This window comes from Paraburkholderia sp. Ac-20342 (genome assembly GCF_017104985.1).
In the GTDB taxonomy this organism is placed as follows: domain Bacteria; phylum Pseudomonadota; class Gammaproteobacteria; order Burkholderiales; family Burkholderiaceae; genus Paraburkholderia.
Window position 1 is genome coordinate 39,143 of the sequence record NZ_JAAGPQ010000042.1, and the last position, 24,754, is coordinate 63,896.

General features: G+C 60.1%; 19 protein-coding genes and 3 pseudogenes. 8 read left to right on the forward strand and 14 right to left on the reverse strand.

The window, feature by feature from the left end:
* Positions 1–340: 340 nt before the first annotated feature.
* Positions 341–424 (reverse strand): annotated as a pseudogene (locus G3N58_RS18855) (recombinase family protein); the annotation flags it as partial.
* Positions 425–666: 242 nt separating this feature from the next.
* A complete protein-coding gene (locus G3N58_RS18860; RefSeq protein WP_167037044.1) occupies positions 667–1,587 on the reverse strand; it encodes an alpha/beta hydrolase in 921 nt (306 codons plus the stop codon).
* Between the two features lie 246 nt (positions 1,588–1,833).
* Here G3N58_RS18860 and G3N58_RS34220 point away from each other — a divergent pair.
* Positions 1,834–1,986: pseudogene (locus tag G3N58_RS34220) on the forward strand (SET domain-containing protein-lysine N-methyltransferase); the annotation flags it as partial.
* Here G3N58_RS34220 and G3N58_RS18870 read toward each other — a convergent pair.
* Both G3N58_RS18870 and G3N58_RS18875 read right to left on the reverse strand, forming a co-directional pair.
* Positions 1,954–2,235 (reverse strand): annotated as a pseudogene (locus tag G3N58_RS18870) (GTP-binding protein); the annotation flags it as partial. The pseudogenes G3N58_RS34220 and G3N58_RS18870 sit on opposite strands and share 33 nt — an antisense overlap.
* An 83-nt stretch (positions 2,236–2,318) precedes the next feature.
* Complete coding sequence (locus G3N58_RS18875; protein WP_205192497.1) at positions 2,319–2,525, reverse strand: hypothetical protein; 207 nt, start codon at positions 2,523–2,525, stop codon at positions 2,319–2,321.
* A 102-nt stretch (positions 2,526–2,627) separates the two neighbouring features.
* Between G3N58_RS18875 and G3N58_RS18880 the strand changes: the two genes are divergently transcribed.
* Positions 2,628–3,782 (forward strand): hypothetical protein, encoded by a 1,155-nt coding sequence (locus G3N58_RS18880; protein ID WP_167037050.1) that lies wholly within the window; start codon positions 2,628–2,630, stop codon positions 3,780–3,782.
* A gap of 327 nt (positions 3,783–4,109) precedes the next feature.
* On the opposite strand, the gene G3N58_RS18885 is transcribed toward G3N58_RS18880, so the two are convergent.
* From G3N58_RS18885 to G3N58_RS18895, 3 genes are all read right to left on the reverse strand, one after another.
* The gene (locus G3N58_RS18885) at positions 4,110–4,643 is read right to left on the reverse strand and encodes an Lrp/AsnC family transcriptional regulator (RefSeq protein WP_275691485.1); all 534 of its coding nucleotides are present in this window, start codon (positions 4,641–4,643) and stop codon (positions 4,110–4,112) included.
* Between the two features lie 327 nt (positions 4,644–4,970).
* Positions 4,971–6,728 (reverse strand): biosynthetic-type acetolactate synthase large subunit, encoded by a 1,758-nt coding sequence (gene ilvB, locus G3N58_RS18890; protein WP_167037951.1) that lies wholly within the window; start codon positions 6,726–6,728, stop codon positions 4,971–4,973.
* 389 nt (positions 6,729–7,117) lie between these two features.
* Positions 7,118–8,665, reverse strand: a complete 1,548-nt coding sequence (locus G3N58_RS18895; RefSeq protein WP_167037052.1) for an acetolactate synthase large subunit — start codon at positions 8,663–8,665, stop codon at positions 7,118–7,120.
* A 137-nt stretch (positions 8,666–8,802) separates the two neighbouring features.
* Between G3N58_RS18895 and G3N58_RS18900 the strand changes: the two genes are divergently transcribed.
* Complete coding sequence (locus tag G3N58_RS18900; protein WP_167037055.1) at positions 8,803–9,771, forward strand: LysR family transcriptional regulator; 969 nt, start codon at positions 8,803–8,805, stop codon at positions 9,769–9,771.
* Positions 9,772–9,946: 175 nt separating this feature from the next.
* Here the strand turns inward: G3N58_RS18900 and G3N58_RS18905 are convergent, their stop codons facing one another.
* Positions 9,947–11,158: an NAD(P)/FAD-dependent oxidoreductase gene (locus tag G3N58_RS18905; protein WP_167037058.1), complete on the reverse strand. Its 1,212-nt coding sequence runs from the start codon at positions 11,156–11,158 to the stop codon at positions 9,947–9,949.
* A 545-nt stretch (positions 11,159–11,703) separates the two neighbouring features.
* On the opposite strand from G3N58_RS18905, the gene G3N58_RS18910 reads away from it, so the two are divergent.
* Complete coding sequence (locus tag G3N58_RS18910) at positions 11,704–12,972, forward strand: hypothetical protein (protein WP_167037061.1); 1,269 nt, start codon at positions 11,704–11,706, stop codon at positions 12,970–12,972.
* A 333-nt stretch (positions 12,973–13,305) separates the two neighbouring features.
* On the opposite strand, the gene G3N58_RS18915 is transcribed toward G3N58_RS18910, so the two are convergent.
* The 5 genes from G3N58_RS18915 to G3N58_RS18935 form a co-directional block, all read right to left on the reverse strand.
* A complete protein-coding gene (locus tag G3N58_RS18915) occupies positions 13,306–14,223 on the reverse strand; it encodes an alpha/beta hydrolase (RefSeq protein ID WP_240162909.1) in 918 nt (305 codons plus the stop codon).
* A gap of 648 nt (positions 14,224–14,871) precedes the next feature.
* Positions 14,872–15,324 carry a hypothetical protein gene (locus G3N58_RS18920; RefSeq protein WP_167285033.1) on the reverse strand — a complete coding sequence of 151 codons (453 nt, stop codon included), beginning with the start codon at positions 15,322–15,324 and terminating at the stop codon, positions 14,872–14,874.
* Positions 15,324–16,724 carry a phosphatase PAP2 family protein gene (locus G3N58_RS18925; protein WP_167037067.1) on the reverse strand — a complete coding sequence of 467 codons (1,401 nt, stop codon included), beginning with the start codon at positions 16,722–16,724 and terminating at the stop codon, positions 15,324–15,326. Before G3N58_RS18925 ends, G3N58_RS18920 begins: the two co-directional genes overlap by 1 nt.
* Before the next feature lie 7 nt (positions 16,725–16,731).
* The gene (locus G3N58_RS18930; protein ID WP_167037070.1) at positions 16,732–18,501 is read right to left on the reverse strand and encodes a bifunctional alpha/beta hydrolase/class I SAM-dependent methyltransferase; all 1,770 of its coding nucleotides are present in this window, start codon (positions 18,499–18,501) and stop codon (positions 16,732–16,734) included.
* Positions 18,502–18,559: 58 nt separating this feature from the next.
* A complete protein-coding gene (locus G3N58_RS18935; protein WP_167037073.1) occupies positions 18,560–19,177 on the reverse strand; it encodes a CDP-alcohol phosphatidyltransferase family protein in 618 nt (205 codons plus the stop codon).
* 352 nt (positions 19,178–19,529) lie between these two features.
* Here G3N58_RS18935 and G3N58_RS18940 point away from each other — a divergent pair, with 352 nt between their 5' ends.
* Together G3N58_RS18940 and G3N58_RS18945 are read left to right on the forward strand one after the other, a co-directional pair.
* Positions 19,530–20,159: a lysophospholipid acyltransferase family protein gene (locus tag G3N58_RS18940; RefSeq protein ID WP_167037076.1), complete on the forward strand. Its 630-nt coding sequence runs from the start codon at positions 19,530–19,532 to the stop codon at positions 20,157–20,159.
* A gap of 32 nt (positions 20,160–20,191) precedes the next feature.
* Positions 20,192–21,121, forward strand: a complete 930-nt coding sequence (locus tag G3N58_RS18945) for a phosphatidate cytidylyltransferase (RefSeq protein ID WP_167037079.1) — start codon at positions 20,192–20,194, stop codon at positions 21,119–21,121.
* Between the two features lie 156 nt (positions 21,122–21,277).
* Here the strand turns inward: G3N58_RS18945 and G3N58_RS18950 are convergent, their stop codons facing one another.
* The gene (locus G3N58_RS18950) at positions 21,278–21,976 is read right to left on the reverse strand and encodes an NUDIX domain-containing protein (protein ID WP_167037081.1); all 699 of its coding nucleotides are present in this window, start codon (positions 21,974–21,976) and stop codon (positions 21,278–21,280) included.
* Between the two features lie 128 nt (positions 21,977–22,104).
* Here G3N58_RS18950 and G3N58_RS18955 point away from each other — a divergent pair, with 128 nt between their 5' ends.
* Positions 22,105–22,977: a ribose-phosphate pyrophosphokinase-like domain-containing protein gene (locus G3N58_RS18955; protein WP_167037084.1), complete on the forward strand. Its 873-nt coding sequence runs from the start codon at positions 22,105–22,107 to the stop codon at positions 22,975–22,977.
* 34 nt (positions 22,978–23,011) lie between these two features.
* Positions 23,012–24,685 carry a nicotinate phosphoribosyltransferase gene (locus tag G3N58_RS18960; protein WP_167037087.1) on the forward strand — a complete coding sequence of 558 codons (1,674 nt, stop codon included), beginning with the start codon at positions 23,012–23,014 and terminating at the stop codon, positions 24,683–24,685.
* Positions 24,686–24,754: the final 69 nt, after the last annotated feature.

Here is a 24,754-nt window from a genome sequence, read left to right on the forward strand (position 1 = left end):
GGCATCTTAATAATACCTTGTTGCCGATTAACATCAGACAATACGAAATTATTAAAAATCAGAAAATTCCTAATCCAACAGACAGAAAATTCCCGTATCGACCCCGCCGGTTACTCGATCGACTTTAGATTTTCAGGCAGTGGAGAGTACGTACAGAATCACCATAGGACTCGTCGGTAGCCGTGGCTGTCGAGTACCTGCTGCATGTTGGAGCCTTCCCACGAACCGGGACGGCTGTTCGTCATGGCAGCGTCCTCGGCCAGCATGGCAAGCATGCCTCGGCACAGTCATCGGACCGTGCGTCGTCTTGTCTGGGGCAGTCCGATCATGTTCTGGTGTAGTCCAGCGCAACGCCGTCAAGCTGACGTTCGGTGTTCTGCTCGAAGGTGCTGACACGTATATAGCCGACCCGTTGACCGTTCATGGACGGACGTCGGGTGAAATGTCAGCTTGAAATCCATGACGTTCCGAGTCCGGTGTCAAAGAATTGCGGAACCAGCCCCATCCTGATGTGCCCGACAGCATTTCCCTGACATCAGGATAGGTTATGCTCCAATCGGACACAGTCTGCCAGCCTGTCGTTGAGGGCGGATCACTGATGTGGGTCGGTTATTGATTGGCACGCACAGCAGCAAACTGACCTGATCGGCAGTTATCGGCGCCGCGTTACTCTTCTAAAAACTGTATCAACTCCGCTGCGAATTTTTCCGGTTCCTCGATCCAAGGCATGTGGCCACTTTCCTCGAACATCACCAGTCGAGCGTTGCCAATGCCCGCATGCAAGCGCTCCGCGACCGGCACGGGACAGATCCAGTCATGCCTACCCACCATAACCAGTGTCGGGGCGCGCACCTGATCAAGCAGGGCTGTCTGATCGCTGCCAGCCTCTTTGTCTGCTGCGTTCTGCGCCTCGAATGCATAAAGCGAGATCTGCTCGACCAGTAACTGTTCCCGAGCTAACGCAAGATTTTTTTCCGGACTCTGAAGGTATAACGGCAAAAGCTCTGCGACAAACGCTGATAGTTCAGCATCGCTCGCAAGGGGTTTGGCTTTGCCGGAAAAATGTCCGATCGCCGCCTGAACTGCGGTCTTATACCGGGGGTCCTCAGCTCTCGCTTCCAGGAATGCCTGCGTATCATTGCCCGAACTGAAGCCAAGCATTTGACTGTCAATCAGCACCAGTTTGCTGACGTGATTCTTATACCTTTCAGCGTACGAGAGTGCGATGGCTCCGGAGTTCGAATGACCCAAAAGTTGAAGAGTAGAAAGTCCTAGATACTCGCGTAGTGCCTCAAGATCATCCGCCATATCGTTGCTGCTCATCTTCATGCGATCGGCCGGGCGTCCAGACTGGCCGCTTCCCCGCGTGTCGATGAAAACCAAGCGAAATCTCTCTCGCAGGAAGTTGAAGCCCCTTTGCAAATAACCGCTACCTACTCCCCAACCCGGAGAAATCAAAAATAACAGAGGCCCTTCGCCGCACACGCGGTAGTGGAGATCGACACCGTTCAGATTGACGGTGTGGTCGCCCGAACCTAGCAAGTCTTTCAAATTGTCAGATCTTGTGTTCTGCGATGCTGTACTCATGTGTCGCTGTTCCTTGCATTTTCGATAGAGTGGTCAACTTGAGAGATTCCCAGCTGATAAATGGTTCACCTTGAACCGCTCAGAAATATCTCATTCGGAAGCCAGTTTTTGAGCGCGCACTCGTTATAACAGAAAAAAGTGCCCATCGTTGGTAGACAGGCAAGTCAACCATTTTATTCCTTGCACCAGCTAATCACGGAGGTAAAGAATTGGTGCGTTCGCCTGCTGCTGATCACCCACGCCGCGGCACTGCGCCGGCATCCTGAAAATCCGTTTCACACGTTTTTGTTTGCCCTGAGCGACGGTCGCTACTGCATCGATGCGCGCAACGGTGGCAATGCGGCACGCTGGATCAATCACCGCTGTGCCCCCAACTGCGAAGCGATCGAGGAACGTGACCGTGAGGGTGTCCTTGAGCGTGTGGACCAGATCGCTGCGAATCGTGCAGCAGAGGCAGCCGCTGCTCATCTCGACCACGATGTCTTCACGACTGTGCGCGACGAGCAGGTGGTCGAGCCCGATCTCACCGAACTCGTTGATCAGCACCAGTGCATCCGCCATTTCCGGCTGCTGCACCATCCGGTTCAGCACCGTCGTCTTGCCGCTGCCGAGAAACCCCGTCAGCAGGGTGACAGGTATCATGTCCATCGCACACTCCCCGTTTCGTTGATCCAGCGTCCCCGAATCCGGCCGTTGCGCGTTCTCCTTGGCGCCCGCGCCGGGCTGCGGGCTCATGCCGTACCTTCCGCCTCGGTTAGCAGACAGGCGTCACGGCGCTGGCGCCATGCTGGCTCGTCCATATCAACGCCGATCAGTACCTGGTCCTGATGTGTGTCGCCGACAGGCAGGCCGACGAGCCACTTCTGTTGCGCCTGGTAGCCGGAATCACGCTTCACGCCGGGAATCGATTTGGCCTTGATCTGGTTAGAAATCCCCAAAAAGTCAATCTTCGCCTTTTAGGACTGTGTGTCGTGGATTGCGCCGGCTGCTACTTGAACGTGCGCTTAAATGATGCCTTTCGATGGCATGGGGAGTTAAATATGGGTGGCAATATCGGGGTTGGAAGGATGCCTGGTTTGGTTCCCCTGCCAGAGAGCGAGACCCCGAGGACAGAGAATCCGTCCCGCTCATCCGGTATGCCGTTACCCGACACTCGGTTCATCGGGTTGAAACCGAAACCGGTGTCGGTTTCACCGATTGGCAGGGCCGGAACCTCAGGCATCGGGAGTACGCAAAGTTCCATTCGCAGCGGAGGAAAAAGCCTGAAACAACTTGATCTGCCGCTCAGCGATGTAGTGGCGTCAAGCACGCTCGTGGGACCCAAAAATGGCAGGAGCGATTGGACGATGTTTGACGGAGGGCAAGTTCAGGCGAGGTACGAGCCTGAATACAAGCTGATCCGGACTTATGTTGGGCATGCTCAAGAGGTGGTGAATATCAACCTGTCTGACGATGGGCAGAGGGTTCGTAGTATCACCGGCTATCCGCAGGTCTCTCCGGATAAATTGCAGCGCTTGGTAACCGCCGGCCTTCTGCGTCCAGATCTATTGGCTACCGTAGGCGTCTCGCAGGAACAGGTGAAAATTGCGATGGAGCGTACCGCCCATGACCAGCAAATGACCCTGCGCCTACAAACGCATAGTGTCGAAAAATTACCATCTATCGAAAAGTATTCCGGCACGAATCACAATACGAAATTTGTCGGGCAAGGCGAGGCCCATTTTCTTTCGAGTGCGAAAGCCGACGTCAACGGTTTGTACACGGCAGGCGCTACTTCTTGCGTTATTTTAATTGCCGTTTTCAAAAATGCTCTGGGAAAATCGGAGAACGTTGCGATGGCGCATGTGGATGGATACGTCACAGATCAGGCGCTTGACCAATTCTTCGGATCACTGTCTGCGTCCGGGAAAGCGGAGGTCACCCTGCTTGCCAGGAACGAGGAAGAATCTGCTAAACGTGCCATGAAGGCGGCGGACAAAGCGGGAGCAACTGTGGTCTTTGCCCATGCGGGGCACGAGTCAGGCGGCGGCTATGGTGCGGCCGTAGACCGAGACGGCCGCATTTACTTCGGTAGCAGGCTTTCTTTAAGCAAGCAGATTGCTACAAATAAGACGGAAAGAAGAATCATGAAAGGCATGATGTCCGGAGAGAAACTGCCAATTCATGAACAGTTGCCTGCCCAATTTCATGTTTAAAAGGAAATCAGAAAGCGCTCGTTTCTGTCATTTTCCGAAGTCGCTGCACTACGTACCCACACTTGCGTGCGAGTCGGAGAATGTCAGGCTGAAGCGGCCCTGTTTCGAAGTTGCATGATGGACTGCCGTGCCGTGCCATAGTCGCGTGCCAATTGCGAGACCGATTCGCCCGCTATTTTTTCAACCATCCGTGTGAATCTCAACCCGCCTTGAACACGGAAATCCTGCCCTCCCCCCGTGCGGACTTAAGGATCGTATTCCCACTGCCATAGTCTATCAAACGATACTGCAACGCTTTCCGGCTCCGCTGCAGATCTCAAGAAAAGACTAGAAACTCTGGTGGTTCGATACCGGCAATGCGGTCGAATACATGACCTGCTTTAAGGCAAAGCTCGACCGAATGTTTCGAATATTAGGTAGCCGCGATATCTCATCGATGATCAAGCGCTCCAATGCCTGAGTGTCCCGGACCAGCACACGCAGGAGGTAGTCCGCGTCTCCGGACATCAAGTAGCATTCCATCACGTTTGGTATCGCAACTACCGCCCGTTCGAATTCATCGAGCCCGTCACGACGCTGATTTTCCAGGCTTAAATGAATGAAGACATTCACATTCAGTCCCAGACTCGCGGGATCGAGCAGCGTCACACGCTGCCGGATTACGCCATGACGCTCTAGCGCTCGAACACGAGTCAGACACGGCGACGGCGAGAGGTTCACGCGGGCAGCTAACTCGACGTTAGTCAAACGTGCGTCGCGCTGTAGTTCCGCCAGAATCTTCTGATCAATTGCATCAAGTTGCATATGCACCCTATGAGACACCATTCGGACGAAAACTGGCCGGCATTCGGCGAAGTTCATTGCGCATCCAGGCAGCACGTCCGTCTGCTTGCGAGTTTCAGCTGCGTTCGGCAAGGACTGCAAGAACGTGTCAGCGCCGCAAGGAGTGACTTTCCACTCACCTGCGTATTTCATTCTAGTGTTTGGCGTTGTCCAAACTTGCAGACGATTTAACAGAACTCCGAAGGAGTGAGCTATTCGGCTCAGGCATACCTAAGGCACACATTACCGAGGGAGCAAAGAGAAGCGCGACAGTCCTAAATCCGTCGCGTCCGGGGAAATGCGTGATCGGCGCACTGCAACTGGCGATCGACGTACTTTTCAACGCTATCGACTGGCCGGGATGCGTCAGTCGTGTACCACGTCACCCGACTCCATGAGCATATCCGACAATCCCGCTCCCGCTGGCACCATCGGCCATACGTTCTCGGTCGGATCCGTAATGAAGTCCATAAAGACGGTTCGGTCCTTCATAGCCATCGATTCACGCAAAACCGGTTCGACGTCGCTCGGCCGCTCGACCCGGAATCCGACATGGCCGTAAGCGCGCGCAAGCGCTACAAAGTCAGGAAGCGCGTCAAGATACGATTGCGCGTACCGTCCCTCGTAGTACACGTGCTGGAGTTGCTTTACCATTCCAAGGTAACCGTTGTTCAAAGAGGCTACCTTTACGTTCAAACCATATTGCTTGCAGGTCGACAGCTCCTGGATGCACATCTGTATCGATCCATCTCCCGTTACGGCCACAACATCGCTCTCCGGGAAGGCTCGCTTCACACCCATCGCATAAGGGAGACCAACTCCCATGGTTCCAAGCCCGCCAGAATTAATCCAGCGTCTGGACTTGTCGAAGCCGTAAAGCTGCGCGGCCCACATTTGATGCTGACCGACGTCCGAGCACAGAAACGCGTCGCCTCCGGTGACTTCCCAAAGTTTCTCTATAACGTACTGCGGTTTGATAATCTTCGGGCCCTGTTCAAAGGCAAGACAACGCCTCGAACGCCACGTCTCCACCTGTTTCCACCATGAATCGCGCGACGTCCGGTTTACCGGCTGCCGGGTCAGAAGCTCATTGAGCGTGCGCAGGACACACTTCACGTCCCCGACGATTGGAACATCAACCTTGACTCGTTTGTCGATACTCGCCGGGTCGATATCCACATGAATGATCGTCCGCTCACCTTTAGCAAAGTCTTCCGTATTGCCGATGACGCGGTCGTCGAAGCGAGTTCCCAATGCGATCAGCACATCGCAATGCTCCATCGCCATGTTTGCCTCGTAGGTCCCATGCATCCCCGGCATGCCAACGTAGCGCCGGTCGGTTGCGGGGAAAACACCAAGCCCCATGAGCGTGGTCGTTACAGGCGCGTCTACGAGTTCAGAGAGTATGCGCAACTCCGCCTCGGCCTGCGCCGCGACGGCACCGCCACCTACATAGATGTACGGTCTGCGGGCAGAAGCAATGGCCTTAGCCGCCCGCCCAATTTGGGCCGCATGGCCCTCGGTAGCCGGCCTATACGAGCGAATCGAGACAGACTCGGGATAGACAAACGCCCCTTGCGCCAACAGGATATCCTTCGGAATGTCGACCACGACGGGCCCTGGCCGTCCTGTTCTCGCGATGTAGAACGCCTTCTTCATCACCAGCGGAAGCTGATTCACATCCCGAACCAGAAAGTTATGCTTAACGATAGAACGGGTGATACCGACCGTGTCACACTCCTGGAATGCATCCTGCCCGATTGAGTCCGTAGGCACATTTGCGGAGACAACGACAATCGGGATCGAATCGAAGTAAGCGGTTGCGATTCCAGTCACCGCGTTTGTCACCCCCGGACCGGACGTGACAAGCGCAACCCCGACTCTCCCGGTTGCGCGAGAGAAACCATCCGCGGCATGAACCGCTGCCTGCTCGTGCCTAACAAGCAGATGGTCGATCCCGGTCGTCTCCTCGAGCGCATCATAGATCGGCAGCACCGCGCCTCCGGGGTATCCCCACACTGTATCTACCCCCTCAGCGACTAGCGCTCGAACGACCATTTTCGCGCCCGAAATGACGACGCTCTCCTCCCCTTCCGGCTTGCTTGCCTCTTCGATAAACTCCATTTCTGCTGATGCGATTTTCAAGGTGTACTCCCCTACGTAAACGACGTCACTTGAGCGTTGCTGGTCGAACAGGTTTCTCCTGAGTCGAGCGAGCAGTCGACCGGATCTGCACAGTCGCAAGCGACTGCCTCCGAAGGCCGAAGCGGCCACGAAATATCCGGAAGTTCTGGTAATCCTAGCGCAGCTGCTGCGCTCAGAAATTCCGAATTTCGTCTTCCCGGACGGCATTTTCAGCACAAACCACTGCTCATTGGGTATGTGGATTAGCACTTGTGCCGCACACTCGCGCAGCCGCACATCAAGTCTGTCCTTCGATAGCGGCAAAGCCGGCCGTAACCGACACAGACATCATTAGCCTGCCGCCAGGAAGAGGGAGTGCGAGAACCGCGTTAGATCAGCGCCTCGATCAGTCGAGGACCTCGTTTCCGCATTGCGTCCGCGAATGCATCTTCAAATGCGCGGGGTGAATCTACGCTTACCGCTTCAACACCCATACCGGTTGCGAGCCTCACCCAATCCAGTGAAGGGTTTTGCAAATCAAACATCGAAGCTGCAAGCGCCCCCTCGTTCGTTGCGCCCACTCGCTTGAGTTCGTTGCTGAGAATCTTGTAGCCACGGTTTGCGTAAATGACCGTAGTAACGTCGACCTTCTCCCGCGCCTGCGTCCAAAGCGACTGGAGGATGTACATCGCGCTGCCGTCGCCCTGAAGCGTTACGACTTTTCGGTCAGGGCACGCTATACCCGCACCTGTCGACACGGCCATCATGCTGCCGATCGCACCGCCTGTCAGATTCAGATAGTCGTGAGGCAACGCTGACGCGGTAACGCCGTAGTGCATAAACCCGGACGACAGTGACTCGTCTGCAACGATTGCGTTTTCCGGCAGATGCTTGGCCACAGCCTGCATAATCGCCTGCGCATCAAGCACATTTGCATTCTTGACGCCGATCGGCTTACGTTCCAGCACGCGTGCTGTTTCGTTGTGCGCGCCCAAGGCATGCAGAAGCGCCTCGAGTGAGGCGGGACCATCCTCGTGGGGATGCGCGAGTACCGCAAGCTGGCATCCGGCAGGCGTCAGCCAGCTCGGCTTGTCCAGATATGCAAAGAAACTGACGGGGGGTGGCGCTCCAACGAGAATCATTTGCTCCGTACCAGCAAGAACGTCGACAACTTGCTCAGCAAAGTACGGAAGACGTTCGAGCTCAATTCGTCCGGCACCGCGCTGCAGACGCGGGAAGAACGTGTCACACATAATTCGGCATCCGGTCTGCGCCGCGATCTTGCCAAGTGCTCGAAGCCCGCGATCCTGAAGAGCCTCGCCTCTGGTCAGTATTACTGTCTTCTTTCCGTTACGAAGCAGACGCGCAGCATGATCCACTGCGTTTTGAGTTGCCAATTGTCGAACCGGAGCAGGCAACGGCGGAGCGACGAAATCCGCTTCTTCCCACGCAGTATCAGCCGGAAGAATCAGCGTCGCAATTTGCCCCGCTCCTGAGCGCGCAGCGTGAACCGCGCGCGCGGCGTCGGCACCGGCCGTGCGCGAACTCGATGACGAATGTACCCAGTGGGAGACCGGCCTCGCGAAACCGATCACGTCTGATGACAGCGGCGCGTCATAACGGGCATGGGTCGCTGCATGGTCGCCGACGATATTGACGATCGGAGTCGACGCCTTACGCGCGTTGTGCAAGTTTGCCAGGCCATTTGCAAGACCGGGACCGAGATGCAGAAGCGTGCACGCCGGTTTTCCGGCCATGCGGCCGTATCCATCCGCAGCGCCTGTCACCACGCCCTCGTACAGACCAAGTACAGGATGCATGCCCTCCACTGCGTCGAGAGCTGCCACGAAGTGCATCTCAGAAGTGCCAGGATTAGCAAAGCAAACATCCACTCCGCTGGCAATGAGCGAACGCAAAAGACTTTCAGCACCATTCATATCTACTTACCCCTTGATTATCCTCGGATCTGACGGCCTACGCTGGGCGACGAAAGTGTCGCGGCGTAGTCATGGCCGGATCGTATCGACCGGGGTAAGATATAAAAATATAGTCCTACTACAATCATCTTTGTATCATGCGCAAGAATCTGGAAAACGGCGTCTTCCACGCGATGAACGCCTTTATTCGCGTGGTGCATTCCGGAAGCTTTACGGCGGCTGCAGCGCAACTGGATGTTACGACGCCGCAAATCTCGCGACTGGTTACCGAACTCGAATCGCGGCTTCAGACCAAGCTCCTGCAACGCACTACTCGCAAGCTGGTGCTTACCAGTGCGGGTGAAAAGTACTTCAAACAGGCAGAGCTGATCATGGAACTCCTGGCCGAGGCCGAGCAGATGGCTGCGGGCGCTGCGGCTCAGCCGGCGGGGCGCCTGCGCGTTCTATGCATGGCAAGCTTCGGAAATCGATATGTTGTACCGTTGGTGACGAAGTACTCCGCGCGACACCCGCTGGTGTCGATTGAATACAGTACTTCGCAGTACATGCCGGACCTGCTCTCGGAAGGTATCGACGTTAGCGTCTATCTTTCCCAGCATCTGCCCGACTCGGGCTTGATCGCCCAGCGCCTCGGCACGATCTCTGCGGTCCTGTGCGCCTCTCCAAAGTATCTGGCGACTCATGGGGTGCCCGAACATCCGCGAGACCTCGTCAATCACGCGTGCCTGCGCCTGGTCAATCCATCGCTCACCACTCACTGGAAGCTTATCAATGGAAGCGAATCATTCACCATTGATCCTGTTGGACCGATTATTGGTGATCTCCCAGAGCCCGTTGTTCACGCTGCCATTCACGGCCTCGGGATCGCTTTGCTCATGAGCCACAACATCGTGGATGCGCTGCGCAGAGGCACATTGGTACACGTTCTTCCTCAGTGGAAATCGCCTGAGATTGGAATCTATCTACTCTTTCCATCGAGAAAGTTCGTCGACGCAAAGACCCGGGAGTGGGCAGAACTTCTGAAAACCGAAATTCCGATCCTGCTTGAAAAGGATGCCGAACATATGAGCCAGGTGATGCAGTCAAACGGAACCCGTACTCAGTAATTTTTCTCCGACGTTCTATTTTTCTGGAGAACTTCTCCACAGAATTGCGATTTCGCTCTCTATTTCTCCGAGAGTCGCTCACACAAGGCACCAACCCAGACCCGTGCCGCCTTACTGAGGCACAGAGAAAAAAGCGATCCACACCCGGATCGCTTTTTTCATGCCGGATGAGCCGTTATGCCACGACAATGCGGCGGGGATCAGCGAGGGCAAGCGCCTCTGCACGATCCGCGCTGGGCGGGTAGATCCACTCCGTATTGATCTTGGTCTTCAGGGCTTTGGCTTCGGCGCCAACCAGTTTGACCTCACGTTCCCAGCCCTCGGTGTACACCGCTCCCCATGGGCCCAGGTCCAGGCACGTCACGTACTTGGGCTGGCTATACGGAATCGATGGCTCGCCAAGCAGATCGGCCGCTACGTTGTGGCCGGCGGAGCGACCCAGATTCATGGCGTGCTGGCAGGACATCTTCGCGTAATTGCCGTCGTCGTCCGTGGCGGCATAGGCGCAGTCGCCGGTGGCAAACACCCCGTCCAGGCCCTTGACCTTCAGGTTGCGGTCCACGTGCAGGCGACCGAAGTTGTCGCGTTCGGCGGGGATTTGCTGAGTCAGTTCGCTGGCTCGCGCTCCGGCGGTCCAGATCACCGTGCCGGCATCGATGCGTTCGCCGTTTTCCAGCGTGACGCCCGTGGCGTCGACAGCCGCAACACTCGAGCCCAACTTCCACGTCACGCCCAGTTCGGTCAACGCCTCAATGATTACCGGACGCGGACCGGGGCCCAGATCGGGACCGACTTCGGCGTTGCGCTCGACCATGATTACCGTGACCGCCTCATCCGCGCCCAAGACTTCACGCAGACGCGCGGGCATTTCCGCCGCGGTCTCGATTCCCGTGAAACCGGCCCCAGCCACCACGACCGTATTGCGAGCCACGCTGGCCGGACGCTCGGCCAGACTGTGCAAGTGGGTTTCAAGCACAGCCGCGTCGGCGATCTGATCGACGTTGAAGGCATGTTCTTTCAGGCCGGAAATGGGCGGGCAGAATAGACGGCTGCCGGCGGCTAGCACGAGGCGGTCATAACGGATGGTGTGATGCGAAGTGTCGGCCCCCACGCCGATGACGTTGACCTCTTGCCTGGCAACGTCGATGTTCTGCACTTTGCCCTGAACGAACTGGACGCCGACGGCTTTGAAAATCTCTTGCAGCGGCGCCTTCATTCCCAGCGGATTTTGCTCATACAGACGCGGGCGGACATGAAGTTCAGGCTCGGGCGCGACCAGCGTGATCTCTACGTCGGTACGTCCGACCTGATCGAGCAAGCGGGCCGAAGCCAGCGCGCTCCACATACCGGCGAAGCCGGCTCCAATAACAAGAATGCGTTGCGACATCTGTCGTGCTCCTGAGAAGAGTCTGCGGTGCGGGTGACCGAGAACCCGCATGGCACAAAGGTCCCAGCCATCAGGACGACATGTTCATTACCATGCCGTTAACTTAGACTATATCAGTCGCAGTTAAGGCATGCAACTGCCCGTGATCGGCTTGCCAGGGCTTCCGCGCGAAGCCCCTTACAAATAGAGAGCAGACGATCCCGCTCTCACTGAACAGGTACAAAAATGTCTTTCACCTCAATTACATCAAATTTTAGGTGAATAACCTTCAGATGCCGTTCAAACGTCCGCGAAATTCCCCCCCGGAGCCTGTCGGCAATTCGGCCTGGACGACAGTCGCATAAGACTCCGCGAGCCGGCAATGACGGACCCACTTTGCGTTGATCCTCTCCGGTTCGGGTCAGCTAGAAATATCGGGTTCCGTGAAGGTTGAGCGCCGGATAGCCTGCTTCGTCTATCAAACACAAAGTTCGTCTGGTGCACGACCGCGTTACGCCGGATCACTAGAGTGTCGTTGTGCAATGCATCGGGATCGGGATACAGCCATGAAAAGCGTGCTAACGAGATTCATCGCCTCCACCAGCGGGAGCACCCCGCCATCGGACGGCGTTCAGGAGAATCAGGACGCAGTCCGAAACAGAGTGAAAGACCGTTCCATGTCCGGGCCGCTGGCAAGTCTCTCCGGTCTTCGCAATCTGCCGACAGGTAATACGAAGACGGCTAATCGAACCAGGCTGGTGGGTGCAGACCAGGCGACGCAAAGTCCGAACCTGCCGGTGGAGTTGCTTCGTGAAATCGTCGAGAACGGTGACTCCGCAACACGAGACGCGATACGCTTTGCCAACCGTCGACTCAATGATATTGCCGAGGTTTATACCGACAGCCGCAGAATCACAGACCGCGAGCACCTCAGAAACGTTCGGGATGCGATGAACAATGGGCGTTATCCGCATACCACACACCTCGATGCGAGTGGCCTGGATATTCAGCCACCGGTGTGGACCAAGCTCAAGCCGTTTTCCAAACTTGGGACGCTACCGGCGTTCGGCATGGCCGAGAAGCTCGACGTGCAGGAAAATTCTGCTCTCGGCAGTATCGGGCTCAGGCAACTGTTGGGCAAGGGTAAAAAGATTCGCGAACTGAATGCATCCGGCACTCGCTCAGGCGACGCTGGAGCAATGAAGATTGCGAAGCTCCCTCTGTTGCAGAAGCTGATGTTTTGCAACGAAAACCTTACCCTGACCGGCGTAAAAGCGCTCGCTGCCGCCCCACAGCTGGTGGAACTCGATCTTAGCGATAGTCACGGTATCGATGACGACTGCGCGGCAGCGCTGGCCGAGAATAAGAATCTGCGAGAGTTGCTGTTGAACGGTTGCAGCATCAGTAATCTCGGCGTACAGGAACTGATGAAGAACCGTGCATTGCGAAAACTCGGCCTTGCGGAGAGCGAGCTCGACGAAAATGGATTTGCCATGCTGGCGGAGCATCCCTCGCTGGAGGAGCTTGATGTCAGCAATTCGCTGGAATCCAGCGACGCCTGTGCGATCGCGCTATCGCTCAACCCACGACTGAAAGTACTGGCGATGAGTCACGCGAATATTCAGGCCGACGGCGCCATCGCGCTGTCAGGAATGTCGGGGCTGAGCAAGGTCACCCTTTCGTCCAATATGATCGACGATCGTGGAGCACGTGCGCTGGCAGCGAACACGCAACTTCGCTACATCGATCTGCGGAACAATCCGAAAATCAGCGAGAAGGCGAAGCGCGAGATTAATGAGCAAGCCGAGACATCGGGGCGGACGATTCTGTTCTGAGTGTGGGCTGGTTCTGGTTGCGACAGGCACGATTAGAGATTTACCGTGTGCGTGTGATAAACACGGCCGCGCAGCACGACACCCTGCCAATGAATTGCTCAAAGGACGGCGCGGTGTCGCGCACCTCCGGCATCACGATGAGACACGGCCGGAATCCGCAAAAAAACTCCGCCGGATTCCGGCCCAACACTTTGACTTCAAGGTGAAGTTATTGGCCAAATCGATGCCCTTCCGCGCGTCAATATGACGCTGGTGGGACTAGCGCTGAGAGCAATAGCGATGCCTTGACCCGCCGAACCCCAGGCTGATGAGTTCGGCAAAAGGCCCATTCAACTAGACATGCTTGCAAAACCAGTCGATCTGCCTGGCAACGCTGCTTTCGAAGTGTTGCCCATCGTACATGTCGTAGTGGCCGGCAGTTTGCTCGACGTGAAGCTGCTTCGTGGTCGCCGCAACTGCGTCAAAAAGCTCGATACCGTGATTCGGCGGATTCACACCATCTTCGCCGGCGATAACAACTAGCACCGGACATGTAACGCGCACGGCATAGTCCTTTGGCTTGTAGTTCAATATCTCACGAACGGTCAGGAAGGGAATCTTGATATCCATTGCTGGATAGTTCTTCCGGTTCTCCTCGAAAAATGTTTTCGATTGCGGGTCTGTGAGTACTTTCGTAATCGGGACAAACATTTCCCTGCCGGTGCTCTGTTTCTTCTCGTGCATCCGTTCGAGCGTCGCAACGAATGCCTGCTTTTCGGCTTCGGTCATATTGCGAGTCGTCGCTTGTTCGCCGTCAGCAAAGCCAAGCTGACTAACAACGGCCTTGATGGACGGATCACTTGCGGCTGCGGCAAGCACATGGCCGCCGCCGAGCGACGTCCCCCACAGCCCGACGCGCTCGGCGTCGACATAAGGCAGTTCCCTGACAAACGCGATAACAGTACGGATATCCTCAATCTGCATCGCCGGGATAAGCCGGCCCTGTTCTCCCCCACTCGCGCCAAAGCCGCGATAGTCGAACGTAACAGCCGCATAGCCGGCGCGGGCAAAAGCTTCGGCAAATTTTGGAAGCAGCAACTCCTGGATGCCGCAAAACCCATGACACAAGATGACGACGGGTGCGGGAGTCTGCGTGTCGGGCCGACGTACGGTCACTGCAATGTCGTTAGCCGCTCGATATGAAGTAGTTTCCATATAACCTGGAAGTAGATAATGAAATAGACCAAAGCCGGAATCGTTCATGTCCGTCATGTGCGATCACATGCGAATTTCGCATTGTCGCACGTTGCCGATATAACAGCATTGACGATGACCAGATCACATTCCGCACATGTCATTTCGTGGCGGTTTTCGGGCAATTGAAATAGGAAACATGCACGCACGGTCGTCGACAAACGTGACGTCTATAAAGCCGGAGCATTCGAGTTATTCGCGGGTTAGAGCATGCGTACGGAAAGTACTCCATTCAGCATCGATCGCCGATGAAAGAAGTAATACCGGTTGCGGCATCAGGTAGACCGGCCCCTGATCTGTGCGGCGCTTGACCCTGAGCATGCCCCCAACGAGCAACGGCACATCGCCGTTTCGAACGTCTGGCTCAAGGATGGAAACCTCTCCCTGGCAAAGTCCGACATGCGTCGTCCCTGGCCAGCAGTGCGGTCCCGCGCATCAATGCTCATGTCCGAATCCGACCAGAATACGCACGCCTTTGCTTTAAAGTTCAGGCATGCGCCTCGGCCCAGACACCTGCTACCAGACGATGCTCTCGCGAGACCGCCGTTTCGGCGGCTGGTTGACACGATCACGCGACGATGCACAGTTTGTCTCGTTGCAACCACGTACGAAACCGGCCGCGACCCAAGCATCGCACGCGCGTACTCGTGCCGGATTGCCTGCGAATCAGAATCCCTTTGCAACAAGAGCAACACCAACCGCAAGCCACTGTATGCCAGCCACAACCACACTCGCCCGCAGCAGCCCGACCGCGCCTTGCACCCGCTCTCCCAGCAAACGGCCTGCCTTCGCCGGAGCGATCCAGCCAAGTTCCAGCATGGCGTGATCCAATCCGCTCAGGATCGCGTCGAGGTCCGCGTCCGGCACCGCGGTTTGCTCTGCCAACGCCGCGAACAACCGGCGGTCGATCCCGATACGTATCGCGTACCACAGCGCCGCGATCCCCGACCCCGTGCTGACAACGGCCAGCAGCACGCGCACCGTCGCCGCCGGCGGCCATCCCGATGCGACCCACCAGCCCGCACCCGCCGCGCACAGCGCCGCCGCGACCGCCCACACGCCCGCATCGAGCGCGCCACGCGCGGCGGCAATCCGGAACGCCGAGGACAGGTCGCGCATCACGCCGCCCCCATCGCGCGCCGGAGATCGATCCAGTCCTGCAGCACGGCCACCCCGTCGTCCGACCATACGGCATGCGAATGAACGGCGCGCACCGCCACCAGCGCGTCGCGAGCATCGTGCAAACCGCGCCGCAGCGCGAGCCATGCAGCCGCGCACAGCACACTGCGGCCATAGCCGAGCGCGCAGCAGACAAGCACGTCGCGGCCTTCGCCATGCAGCCTTTCGAGCGCCGCGACTGCCTGCTGCAATTGCCGCGCGGTCGGGGCGACGAGATCGAGTTGCGGCGCGGCCGCATACGCGAGCGATGCGTCGGCCGCGACCCAGCCCGGCATCTCGGCCGTCAAATCGACGAGTCCTGTCAAGCCGCGCCGCCGCGCCTCGCGCGTCGTCGGCGTTCGGCCGATCGACACACGCTCGTCGATCCGCACCGGGGCCGGTTGCCGGAATGTCCACAGCCGCGAATTGACGAACGCGCCGGCAATCGTCGGCGCCAGCAGCCAGCGGATGAAAACCGGGAAACGCCCCCGCGCGTCCTTCTGGAACGCACCCGGCGCGCCGCGCCAATAAATCCATGCGACACAGGCGAGCGCCAGCGCAACCCACCCCGCGACCAAGGCCCAGCCCGGCGCACGCGGCACACAGACCATCGCAATCACAGCGACGAGGATTGCCGCAAGCGCATAGCGGCGCGCGAGCTTGCGGCTCGCCCTGTGCCGCCGGACCTCGGCCTCGGGCAGCCGGCCTGCGGCATCGCGCAGAGGAAACAGGAACAGCGCGAGGCAGCCGACGGCCGCACCGGTCGGCACGTCGATCGCGTGATGCTGATAGGTCGTCAGCACCGACACGCCGATCGCCAGGAACCACAGATGTAGCGCGCAACGCGCAAGCCTGCCGCGCAGATGCCTGGCGTAGACGGCCCACAGCACGACAAGCAGACCGATATGCAACGACGGCGCCTGGTTGTACGGCTTGTCGAAGCCCATCAGCAGCGTGAACAGCGCGCCGGCCAGGCCGCCCGCGTCGGGCCGCTCGAAACCGAAGCGCAACGGCCACGCGATAAAGCACGCGACGGAGATCAGTTGCACGGTCAGCAGCCGCTTGACGTGATCGAACAGATCGTCGCGGCGTGTCCAGAAGAAGAACGACAGCGCATACAGCAGGTCGATCGACCAGTACGGCACGATCGTCCAGGGTACGAATGGAATCGCGTGTTCCCAGCCGAACGCGAAGGTCGGCACCGACGCGCGGCGCGCGGCCAGCCAGTTCGCGAAACCGTACGTGGAAAAGAACACCGCGCCCATCGCCGCCAGCCAGCCGAGGCGCAACGCGAATGACGCGTCGCGCGGGCGGCTGGCTTGCGCGACGAGACCGCTTGCGTCGCCGCCGAGTTCGCTCATGATGCACTCATGGCGCATCGACCCGCTGCGCGAGGCTCACCGTGAAAATGCCCATCGCGTCGATTCGCTGGTCGAGCTTGCGGAAGCCCGCACGCGCGACCAGTTCGTCCATCTCGGCCTGCGAGCGGCGGCGCATGACCCACGTCGCCTCGCCACGGTGATTGTTCAATACGCGCGCGATGAATTCGAGCTGCGGATGCCACGGCTGCCCCGTATAGACGAGATAGCCGCCTGGCGGCACGGCCCGCGCCAGCCCGCGCAGCGAGCGCTCGATCATCTCGTTCGCGCCGAACAGCTCGTAGAGGCCCGACACGATCGCTAGCGTCGGGCGCGGCTCGAGCGCCGCGAGCGATGCCTCGTCGAATGCGTCGCCCGGTTCGAAACGCGCGATCGGAGCGAGGCCGCGCTGCGCGATCAGCGCGCGGCCGGCCTCGACATTCGGCGGACTGTAGTCGCGCAGCAGAATGCCGTCGGGCAGCGCGCCGTCACGTTCGGCGGCCATGGCGATCGCATCGAGCACATAACGCCCGTGTCCGGCCGCGATGTCGACGATCCGTACCGGCGTGCCATTGCCGCGTAGGCGGCCGATCGCCGCGCCGATCAGTTCCTGCAGATGCACCTTGCGCTGCCGGATACCGGCCCAGCCCGGCGAATCGAGGTACGTGCGGTCGATCAGCGCGCCGACGCCGAGCCGCCCTTGCGCGCGGTTGCGATACACGTAGTCGAGCGTCGAGCCCGAATCGAAACCGAGCCGCAGACCGAGCGCGATGCCGTCCGACAACGCGCCGCCGACCTTCAGCCCCATGCGCGTGATGGCCCAGTACGCGCGGGAGAGCGGATTCGCGGGCGGCTGGCCGAGCGCCACGTATTCGTCGTGGAATGCGCCGCGCCGGTCGGCGTCGGCGAGCGACACGCGCGGGCCCGGCGCATCGAACTCGCGCAACATGAACGCGCGTAGCGGCGAGAGCGCCTGCGCGCGATCGCGCTCGCCGAGCGTGTCGTGATAGAAGCCCGGCAGCACGATGCGTTCTTTGCACGCCGAGCCGAGCCGCTCGAAGAAACGGTCCTGCGGATCGCGATGCACGACCCAGTCGGCGCCGGAAATCAGCAGTTGCGTCGGCACGGTGATCGCCGCTGCATCGGCGACGATCCGCTTCGCGGTGTCGTGCAGATCGAGCAGCATGTTGACCGCGATCGGCCGCGTAATCAGCGGATCGGCCGTATAGCTCGCGATCCGCTCAGGATCGTGCGTGAGGAATTTCGGCTTCACGTAGCTGTTCACGTAGAACAGTCCGCGCAGCCTGTACATCAGCCGCAGACCCGGCCGTGCGAACGGCACGTAAAGCTTGATGCGAAACGCCGGCGACGCGACAGCGAGGCAGCGGATCGGCGGTGCATAGTCGTGCACCCATGTGGCCGCGAGCACGGCGCCGACGCTCTGGCCGATCACGGCCATGTCCTCGACGGCAATGCCGTACGTGTCGCGGATATGCTCGACAAACGCTTGCAGGTCGCGCACCGACGCGGCCGCGCTCGGGCTGTAGCCGCGCGCGCCGGGCGAGCGGCCGTGACCGCGTGCATCCCAGGCAAAAAAGGCGAAATCCGCCAGATCGAGTTCGTCGACGAGATGCGCGACGCGCGCCGAATGTTCGTGGCCGCGGTGCAGCAGGACGATTGCGCCGCGACAGCGCGGGCCCGTTGCGGGCCAGTGACGATAGAACAGCGTCGTGCCGTCATGAGTGGTGAAGTTGGCCTCGCGGGCAGTACGTGCGCTCATCCGCTCTCTCGTTTCGTTATTCGAATCATGTCGCGCCCCCGTTCCGGTGTCCGCGACGTCAGCCACTCAGTCGGCCGCCCACTTCGACAACCCCCGCCCGTACGCGCCGCACCGCCGTTGCGATCGACAGCACGATCAGCAGACGCCACAGCCACGCACCGACGACACCGATCGGCAAACCGACACCGAACCACAGTGCGAACGCGCCGAGCGCGAGCGCGCGGTCGCTCTTGCCGAACGGACCGTCATAGCGGCGGCTCGCGCCAACGAGCGGACCGGCGAGCCCCGCGCTTTCGACGATGACCGCCGTCAGCGCGAATAACCAGACGTCCGCGGGCGCGAATGCCGGGATCGCGAGAAAAGGCAGCACGAGCGCGACGTCGGACACGATATCGCCGAGTTCGTTAAGGTACGCACCGAGCGTGCTCTTCTGCCCGTGCTCGCGAGCGAGCATCCCGTCAATCGCATTGAGCGCCATGCGCGCGAACAGCCATAGCGGAATCAGCAGGAACAGCGCGCGGGCGAAGACGCCGAGCCCGGCAATCGCCCCGACTACAATCGAGCCGCCGGCCGCGAACAGCGTGACCTGATTGGCGGTGACGCCCCGTTCGGCGAGCGAGTCCGCGAACGGACGCAGACAGTTCTGGAATTTGGGCTTGAGTGCGTAAAGGCTCATTGGTTTTAATTCGCGGCTTTAATTGGCACGACATAATCGGAATCTGGCGCTTTTCGCGGAAACACCCGATAATCCGCTGGCCCGACCGCGTGATTCATTCGAACTGCAAACAAGCATTCATGCGCTGATGCAATGAGCCCTTATCATGCCATCGACCCGTGCATTCGCCAATCCGCCCTATGCGCGAGTCGATTCGAATCATTTTCGCAGAGCCGCGACAGGCCGCCACTCATTTGAAGAAAATTAAACCCCCGCCATTTCCCCTATTGCGCCGCATCGGCATGCCGGGATGCCGCCGGCCGCGTGGAGACCGCGGCTCCGGCCACGCACATGAACAGGGGATGCGCCGCCTATGAACATCCTGAACGTGTGGCAGCGCGATTTCCTGCTGACCCTCGTGCGACTCGTCGCAGGTGCCTATCCGGTCTGGTATCAGGCACCGCCGTCGCCAACCCAGACGATCTATTTCTCGAACCATACGAGCCACATCGATACGCTTGCGATCCTCGCCGCGCTGCCGCACGAGGTGCGCGCCGTCGTGCGGCCGGTCGCCGCGCGCGACTACTGGGACAGCGGTACGCTCAAGCGCCACATCGCGCAGAAGCTGCTGAACGTCGTGCTGATCGACCGTCACCGCGAATCGGGCGGCGACCCGCTCGATCCTGTACGCGACGCGCTCGCACAGGGGCACTCGATCATCATCTTCCCCGAGGGCACCCGCAGTGCCGACGCACTGCCGCAGCCGTTCAGGAGCGGACTGTTCCATCTCGCGAGGCAATTCCCGCATGTGGCACTTGCGCCCGTCTATCTCGAGAACCTGCAGCGCATCATGCCGAAAGGCGCGATCTGGCCTGTACCGCTGATCTGCAAGGTGCATTTTGGCGCCCGCGAGGCGCTAGCCGCTGAGGAAGACAAGGCCTCCTTCCTCGCCCGCATGCGCGACGCGATCGTCGCGCTCGCGCCGCATCGGCCGGCCGGCTGAGCGCCCTTCTCCTCTTCATCCGGACTTTGAGCATGCGAACACTTTTCTGGGAACTGGTCGCGGGCGTGACAGGGCTGCTCGCCATCGCGACCTTGATCGGCGCGATACTCGGCGCGCGCGCCGGCGGCACGAGCGACACTATCGTCAACCTCAATCAGCGCATCCGCGCATGGTGGGCGATGATCGCGGTGATGGTGGTCGCGATCGGCCTCGGCAACAACGTCACCTACTTCGTGTTCGCGCTGCTGTCATACCTGACGCTGCGCGAATTCATCACGCTCACGCCGACGACCGCGAGCGACCACACGACGCTGTGCATCGCGTTCTTCGTCGCGATCCCGGTGCAGTATCTGCTGCTCGCGATCAACTGGTATGGGATGTATTCGATTTTCGTGCCGGTGCATCTGTTCTTCGCGATGTCGCTCGTCTCGGCGCTCACGCAGGACACGAGCGAATTCCTGAGCCGCAACGCGAAGATCAACTGGGCGCTAATGGTTTGCGTGTACGGCCTGAGCCACGCGCCCGCCGTGCTGATCCTCGACATTCCGCATTACGCGGGAGAGAACGCGCTGCTGCTGTTCTACTTCCTGCTCGTCGTGCAGATCAGCGACGTGCTGCAATACGTGGTCGGCAAGCTGTTCGGACGGCGCAAGATCGCACCACAGCTGTCGCCCTCGAAGACGGTCGAAGGCTTCATCGGCGGCGGCCTGCTCGCCACGCTGTGCGGCGCGGTGCTGTATCGCGTGACGCCGTTCAGCTTCGGCGCGGCGTTCGGCATCTCGCTCGCGATCGTGATCTCGGGCTTCGTCGGCGGGCTCGTGCTGTCGGCCGTCAAGCGCTCGCTCGGCACGAAGGACTGGGGCTCGATGATCGCCGGCCACGGCGGTATGCTCGATCGCGTCGATTCGATCTGCTTCGCCGCGCCGGTGTTCTTTCATCTCGTACGCTATGCCTACGCGTGACAGGCTGGGCAAGGCACTTTACCCGGCTTCCCGGAACGTCCGCCCGATGACCTCGCGTTACCCGGCCGAATGGCAGCGCTGGAAATAATCGCCGAGGCGGGAACGGTTCCGCTCCCGCCTCGACGCGGCAGTTGCACTGCGCGCAGCGGACGCGGCCTACCACCCCGCGCGTTTGAACAGACCCAGTTGGTCGACCCGAAACAGCCGCGCCGGCCGCTGGTTGCCGAGCTGGTAATCGTCGGTCGCGATCAGCACGCCCGCGTCGTCGACCGCTTCGCCGGGCTGCACGTCGCCGACCTTGATCCCGAGTCGCGAACGGAATGTCGCCCGCGTTACCGTCTCGCCGAACACCGCTTCGTAGGTATGCTGCAGCTGGGTCAGCGTGAATTTCTCCGGCAACAGCCAGCATGGCAGCGTCGAATAGCTCGACTTGTTGCGCACGCGCAGCACGGCGGCGCGGATCTGCTCCGCATGGTCGAAGGCCAGCGCGGGAAGCCGGTCCACCGGATAGAGCCCGAACACGCCCGATTCAGCCCCCGTCAGACTCTCCAGCGGCACGAGCGCGACGTAGCTGATCGCGACCGACCACCCGCGCGGGTCCCGTCCCGGGCCGGCGAACGTCTGAAGCTGCTCGATGTAGCGCGGTTCAAGCTGCGTTTTCTCGCGCAGCATGCGATACACCGCGTCTTCGAGCGAACCGTCCTCGTTCGTGTGGATATAGCCGCCCGGCAGCGCCAACGCCCCGCGGCACGGTTGCTGGCGGCGCTCGTGCAGCGCCACCAGCAATCCCTCTTCCGACAACGTCAGCAGCACCACATCGACGCTCACGTCCGGTTTTTCGTAGCCCTTTTTCATGCCCTACCCCTTGCCCTGTCCAACCTGAAAAAAGTTTAGCAAACATAGTTGCAGAAAGCGACTATGTCGGTCTATGTCTATACTTCGCAGCAAGTTAGTCGCACTTTCCAACTATGTAAGAGGCAGCGATGTTGAACATCACCGCGGTGACCACGATGCAGCACGACGCCGAGTCGTCGCTGAAGGCGCGTAATCCGGTCGGCCTGAAAGTTCTGAAATTCCCGGGCGGAGAAATGCATGTCACGGTCCAGACCGGCGTGCCGGCCGGGCAGCTCGAACTCAACGCGCATCTTCCGGATGCCGCCGCCGTCATGACGCTGCTGATGACCACCGACGCGCTGCGCCGGGCCTATCCGGACACGCCGCTCGATCTGCACCTGCCCTACGTGCCGTACGCGCGCCAGGATCGCGTGGCGAATCCCGGTGAATCGCTCAGCGCCAAGGTGTTCTGCGACCTGATCAACGCCCAGCACTATCGCCGGGTCGTCATCCAGGACCCGCACAGCGACGTGACGGCCGCGCTGCTGGACCGTGTCGTGATCGACGATCCGTTGCCGGCCCTGCGCCGTGTCGTCGAACAGGTTCTCAGGAGTCGTTCGAGCCTCGCGCTGGTCGCGCCAGACGCGGGTGCCCGCAAGCGCGTGCTGAAGCTGGCTTCACAACTCAATTCGCAGCTCGACCCGCAACTCGACCTGCCCGTCGTGTTCGCCGACAAGGTCCGCGACACCCGCACGGGCGCCATCACCGGAACCGCGATTCAGGGCGACCTGCCCGAATGCGCGCTGCTGGTGATCGACGACATCTGCGACGGCGGCCGCACCTTCACCGAACTTGCGCAGGCGCTCGATGCAAAGCAGGCCCGCAGTGCCGCGCGCAACCCGCTGTACCTGTACGTGACGCACGGCATCTTCAGCAAGGGCCTCGACGCGCTGCTGGAGCACTACGCCGCCGTCTTCACTCGCAATAACTGGACGGACGACGCCCGCGCCGTCCTGGCCTGAACCCGCACGCCATCACCCCGACCGGAGAACGATCATGAACGGACTGATTCCCTTCAATCTCGCCGACTTCTACAAGACGGGCCATCCGTCGATGTACCCGGCAGCCACGACGAAGCTCGTCGCGAACTTCACGCCGCGCTCGGCGAAGTACGCCCCCGTGCTCGAACAGTTCTACGACAACAAGGTGGTGTGGTTCGGTCTCCAGGGCTTCATCAAGGAGTTCTTTCTCGGCGTGTTCCAGCGCGAGTTCTTCGAGGCGCCGAAGGACGCGGCCATTCGCCGGTACAAGCGCCGCATGGACACCGCGCTCGGCCAGGATGCGGTGCCGGTCGAGCGCCTCGGCGCGCTGCACGATCTCGGCTATCTGCCGCTCGAACTGCGCGCGCTGCCCGAGGGCGTGCGCGTGAACATCAAGGTGCCGCCGGTGATCTTCGTCAACACGCATCCGGCGTTTCCGTGGGTCTCGACTTACTTCGAGACGCTGTTCAGTGCCGAGATCTGGAAACCGTCGACAGTCGCGACCATCGCCTTCGAATTCCGCAAGCTGCTGAGCCACTTCGCGAAGCTGACCGGAGCGCCGGAAGACTTCGTGGACTGGCAGGGCCACGACTTCTCGATGCGCGGCATGAGCGGCGTGCACGACGCCATGCGCTGCGGCGTCGGCCACCTGCTGTCGTTCACGGGCACCGACACGATCCCGGCCATCGACTATGCCGAAGACTACTACGGCGCCGACGCGGACAAGGAGCTGGTGGGCGGTTCGATCCCGGCTTCCGAGCACAGCGTCATGACGCTGCGGATTCTGGCCACGCTCAAGCGCCTGCAACGCGATCCGGCACATGCCGGACTCGACGAAAAAGCGCTGCGCCCGTTGGCCGAACGCGAGGTCATCCGCGAATTCGTCACACAGGACTATCCGGCCGGCATGGTCTCGCTGGTGAGCGATTCGTTCGACTACTGGAACGTCATGACGGTTATCGCGAAGGAGCTGAAGGAAGCGATTCTCGCCCGCCAACCGAATGCGCTCGGCCAGAGCCGCGTGGTGTTTCGCCCGGACTCCGGCGATCCGGTGCGGATCCTGGCAGGCTATCGCGACAACGAACTCGCGCGCGATGCCGACGGCGCATTCCGCAAAGCCGGCGACCGTTACATCGTGGCGGCCAACGGTCTGCACATCACGGAAGCCGAGCGCAAGGGATCGGTCGAATGCCTGTGGGACATCTACGGCGGCACGTCGACGCACAGCGGCTACCGGATGCTCAACGACAAGGTCGGCCTGATCTACGGCGACTCGATCTCGCTGACGCGCGCCTGGGACATTCTGACCCGCCTGGCCGAGAAGGGCTTCGCGTCGAGCAACGTGGTATTCGGCATCGGCTCCTACACCTACAATATGCTGTCGCGAGACACGTTCGGCTGGGCCATGAAAGCGATCTACGCCGAAGTCGGCGACGAACAGGTCGACATCTACAAGGACCCGGCCACCGACGACGGCACGAAGAAGTCGGCTCGCGGCCTGTTGCGCGTCGAGAAGGAAGGCTACGACTACGTGCTGTACGAACAGCAGACGCCCGAGCAGTTCGCCACCGGCGCGCTGACACCGGTCTTCCGGAACGGGCAACTGCTGGTGACGACCACGCTCGCCGACATCCGCGCGCGTCTCAAGGCGTCATGGACATGCGCGGAAGCGGCAGACGCGGCAGCGTAACCGTGTGACCATCTGGCGCCCGCTCTCACGGCGGGCGCCAATAGATGCGCGGGCAAAAACTGCGCAGAC

Excerpts from the sequence above, each read along its gene's own strand:
- G3N58_RS18940 (WP_167037076.1), top strand. The coding sequence starts at position 19,530 with ATGAACATCCTGAACGTGTGGCAGCGCGATTTCCTGCTGACCCTCGTG.
- G3N58_RS18955 (WP_167037084.1), top strand. The coding sequence starts at position 22,105 with ATGTTGAACATCACCGCGGTGACCACGATGCAGCACGACGCCGAGTCG.
- G3N58_RS18920 (WP_167285033.1), bottom strand. The coding sequence starts at position 15,324 with ATGCGCGACCTGTCCTCGGCGTTCCGGATTGCCGCCGCGCGTGGCGCG.
- G3N58_RS18860 (WP_167037044.1), bottom strand. The coding sequence starts at position 1,587 with ATGAGTACAGCATCGCAGAACACAAGATCTGACAATTTGAAAGACTTG.
- G3N58_RS18925 (WP_167037067.1), bottom strand. The coding sequence starts at position 16,724 with ATGAGCGAACTCGGCGGCGACGCAAGCGGTCTCGTCGCGCAAGCCAGC.
- G3N58_RS18930 (WP_167037070.1), bottom strand. The coding sequence starts at position 18,501 with ATGAGCGCACGTACTGCCCGCGAGGCCAACTTCACCACTCATGACGGC.
- G3N58_RS18885 (WP_275691485.1), bottom strand. The coding sequence starts at position 4,643 with ATGAACTTCGCCGAATGCCGGCCAGTTTTCGTCCGAATGGTGTCTCAT.
- G3N58_RS18935 (WP_167037073.1), bottom strand. The coding sequence starts at position 19,177 with ATGAGCCTTTACGCACTCAAGCCCAAATTCCAGAACTGTCTGCGTCCG.
- G3N58_RS18905 (WP_167037058.1), bottom strand. The coding sequence starts at position 11,158 with ATGTCGCAACGCATTCTTGTTATTGGAGCCGGCTTCGCCGGTATGTGG.
- G3N58_RS18880 (WP_167037050.1), top strand. The coding sequence starts at position 2,628 with ATGGGTGGCAATATCGGGGTTGGAAGGATGCCTGGTTTGGTTCCCCTG.
- G3N58_RS18950 (WP_167037081.1), bottom strand. The coding sequence starts at position 21,976 with ATGAAAAAGGGCTACGAAAAACCGGACGTGAGCGTCGATGTGGTGCTG.
- G3N58_RS18960 (WP_167037087.1), top strand. The coding sequence starts at position 23,012 with ATGAACGGACTGATTCCCTTCAATCTCGCCGACTTCTACAAGACGGGC.
- ilvB (WP_167037951.1), bottom strand. The coding sequence starts at position 6,728 with ATGGAGTTTATCGAAGAGGCAAGCAAGCCGGAAGGGGAGGAGAGCGTC.
- G3N58_RS18945 (WP_167037079.1), top strand. The coding sequence starts at position 20,192 with ATGCGAACACTTTTCTGGGAACTGGTCGCGGGCGTGACAGGGCTGCTC.
- G3N58_RS18900 (WP_167037055.1), top strand. The coding sequence starts at position 8,803 with ATGCGCAAGAATCTGGAAAACGGCGTCTTCCACGCGATGAACGCCTTT.
- G3N58_RS18915 (WP_240162909.1), bottom strand. The coding sequence starts at position 14,223 with ATGACGGACATGAACGATTCCGGCTTTGGTCTATTTCATTATCTACTT.
- G3N58_RS18910 (WP_167037061.1), top strand. The coding sequence starts at position 11,704 with ATGAAAAGCGTGCTAACGAGATTCATCGCCTCCACCAGCGGGAGCACC.
- G3N58_RS18895 (WP_167037052.1), bottom strand. The coding sequence starts at position 8,665 with ATGAATGGTGCTGAAAGTCTTTTGCGTTCGCTCATTGCCAGCGGAGTG.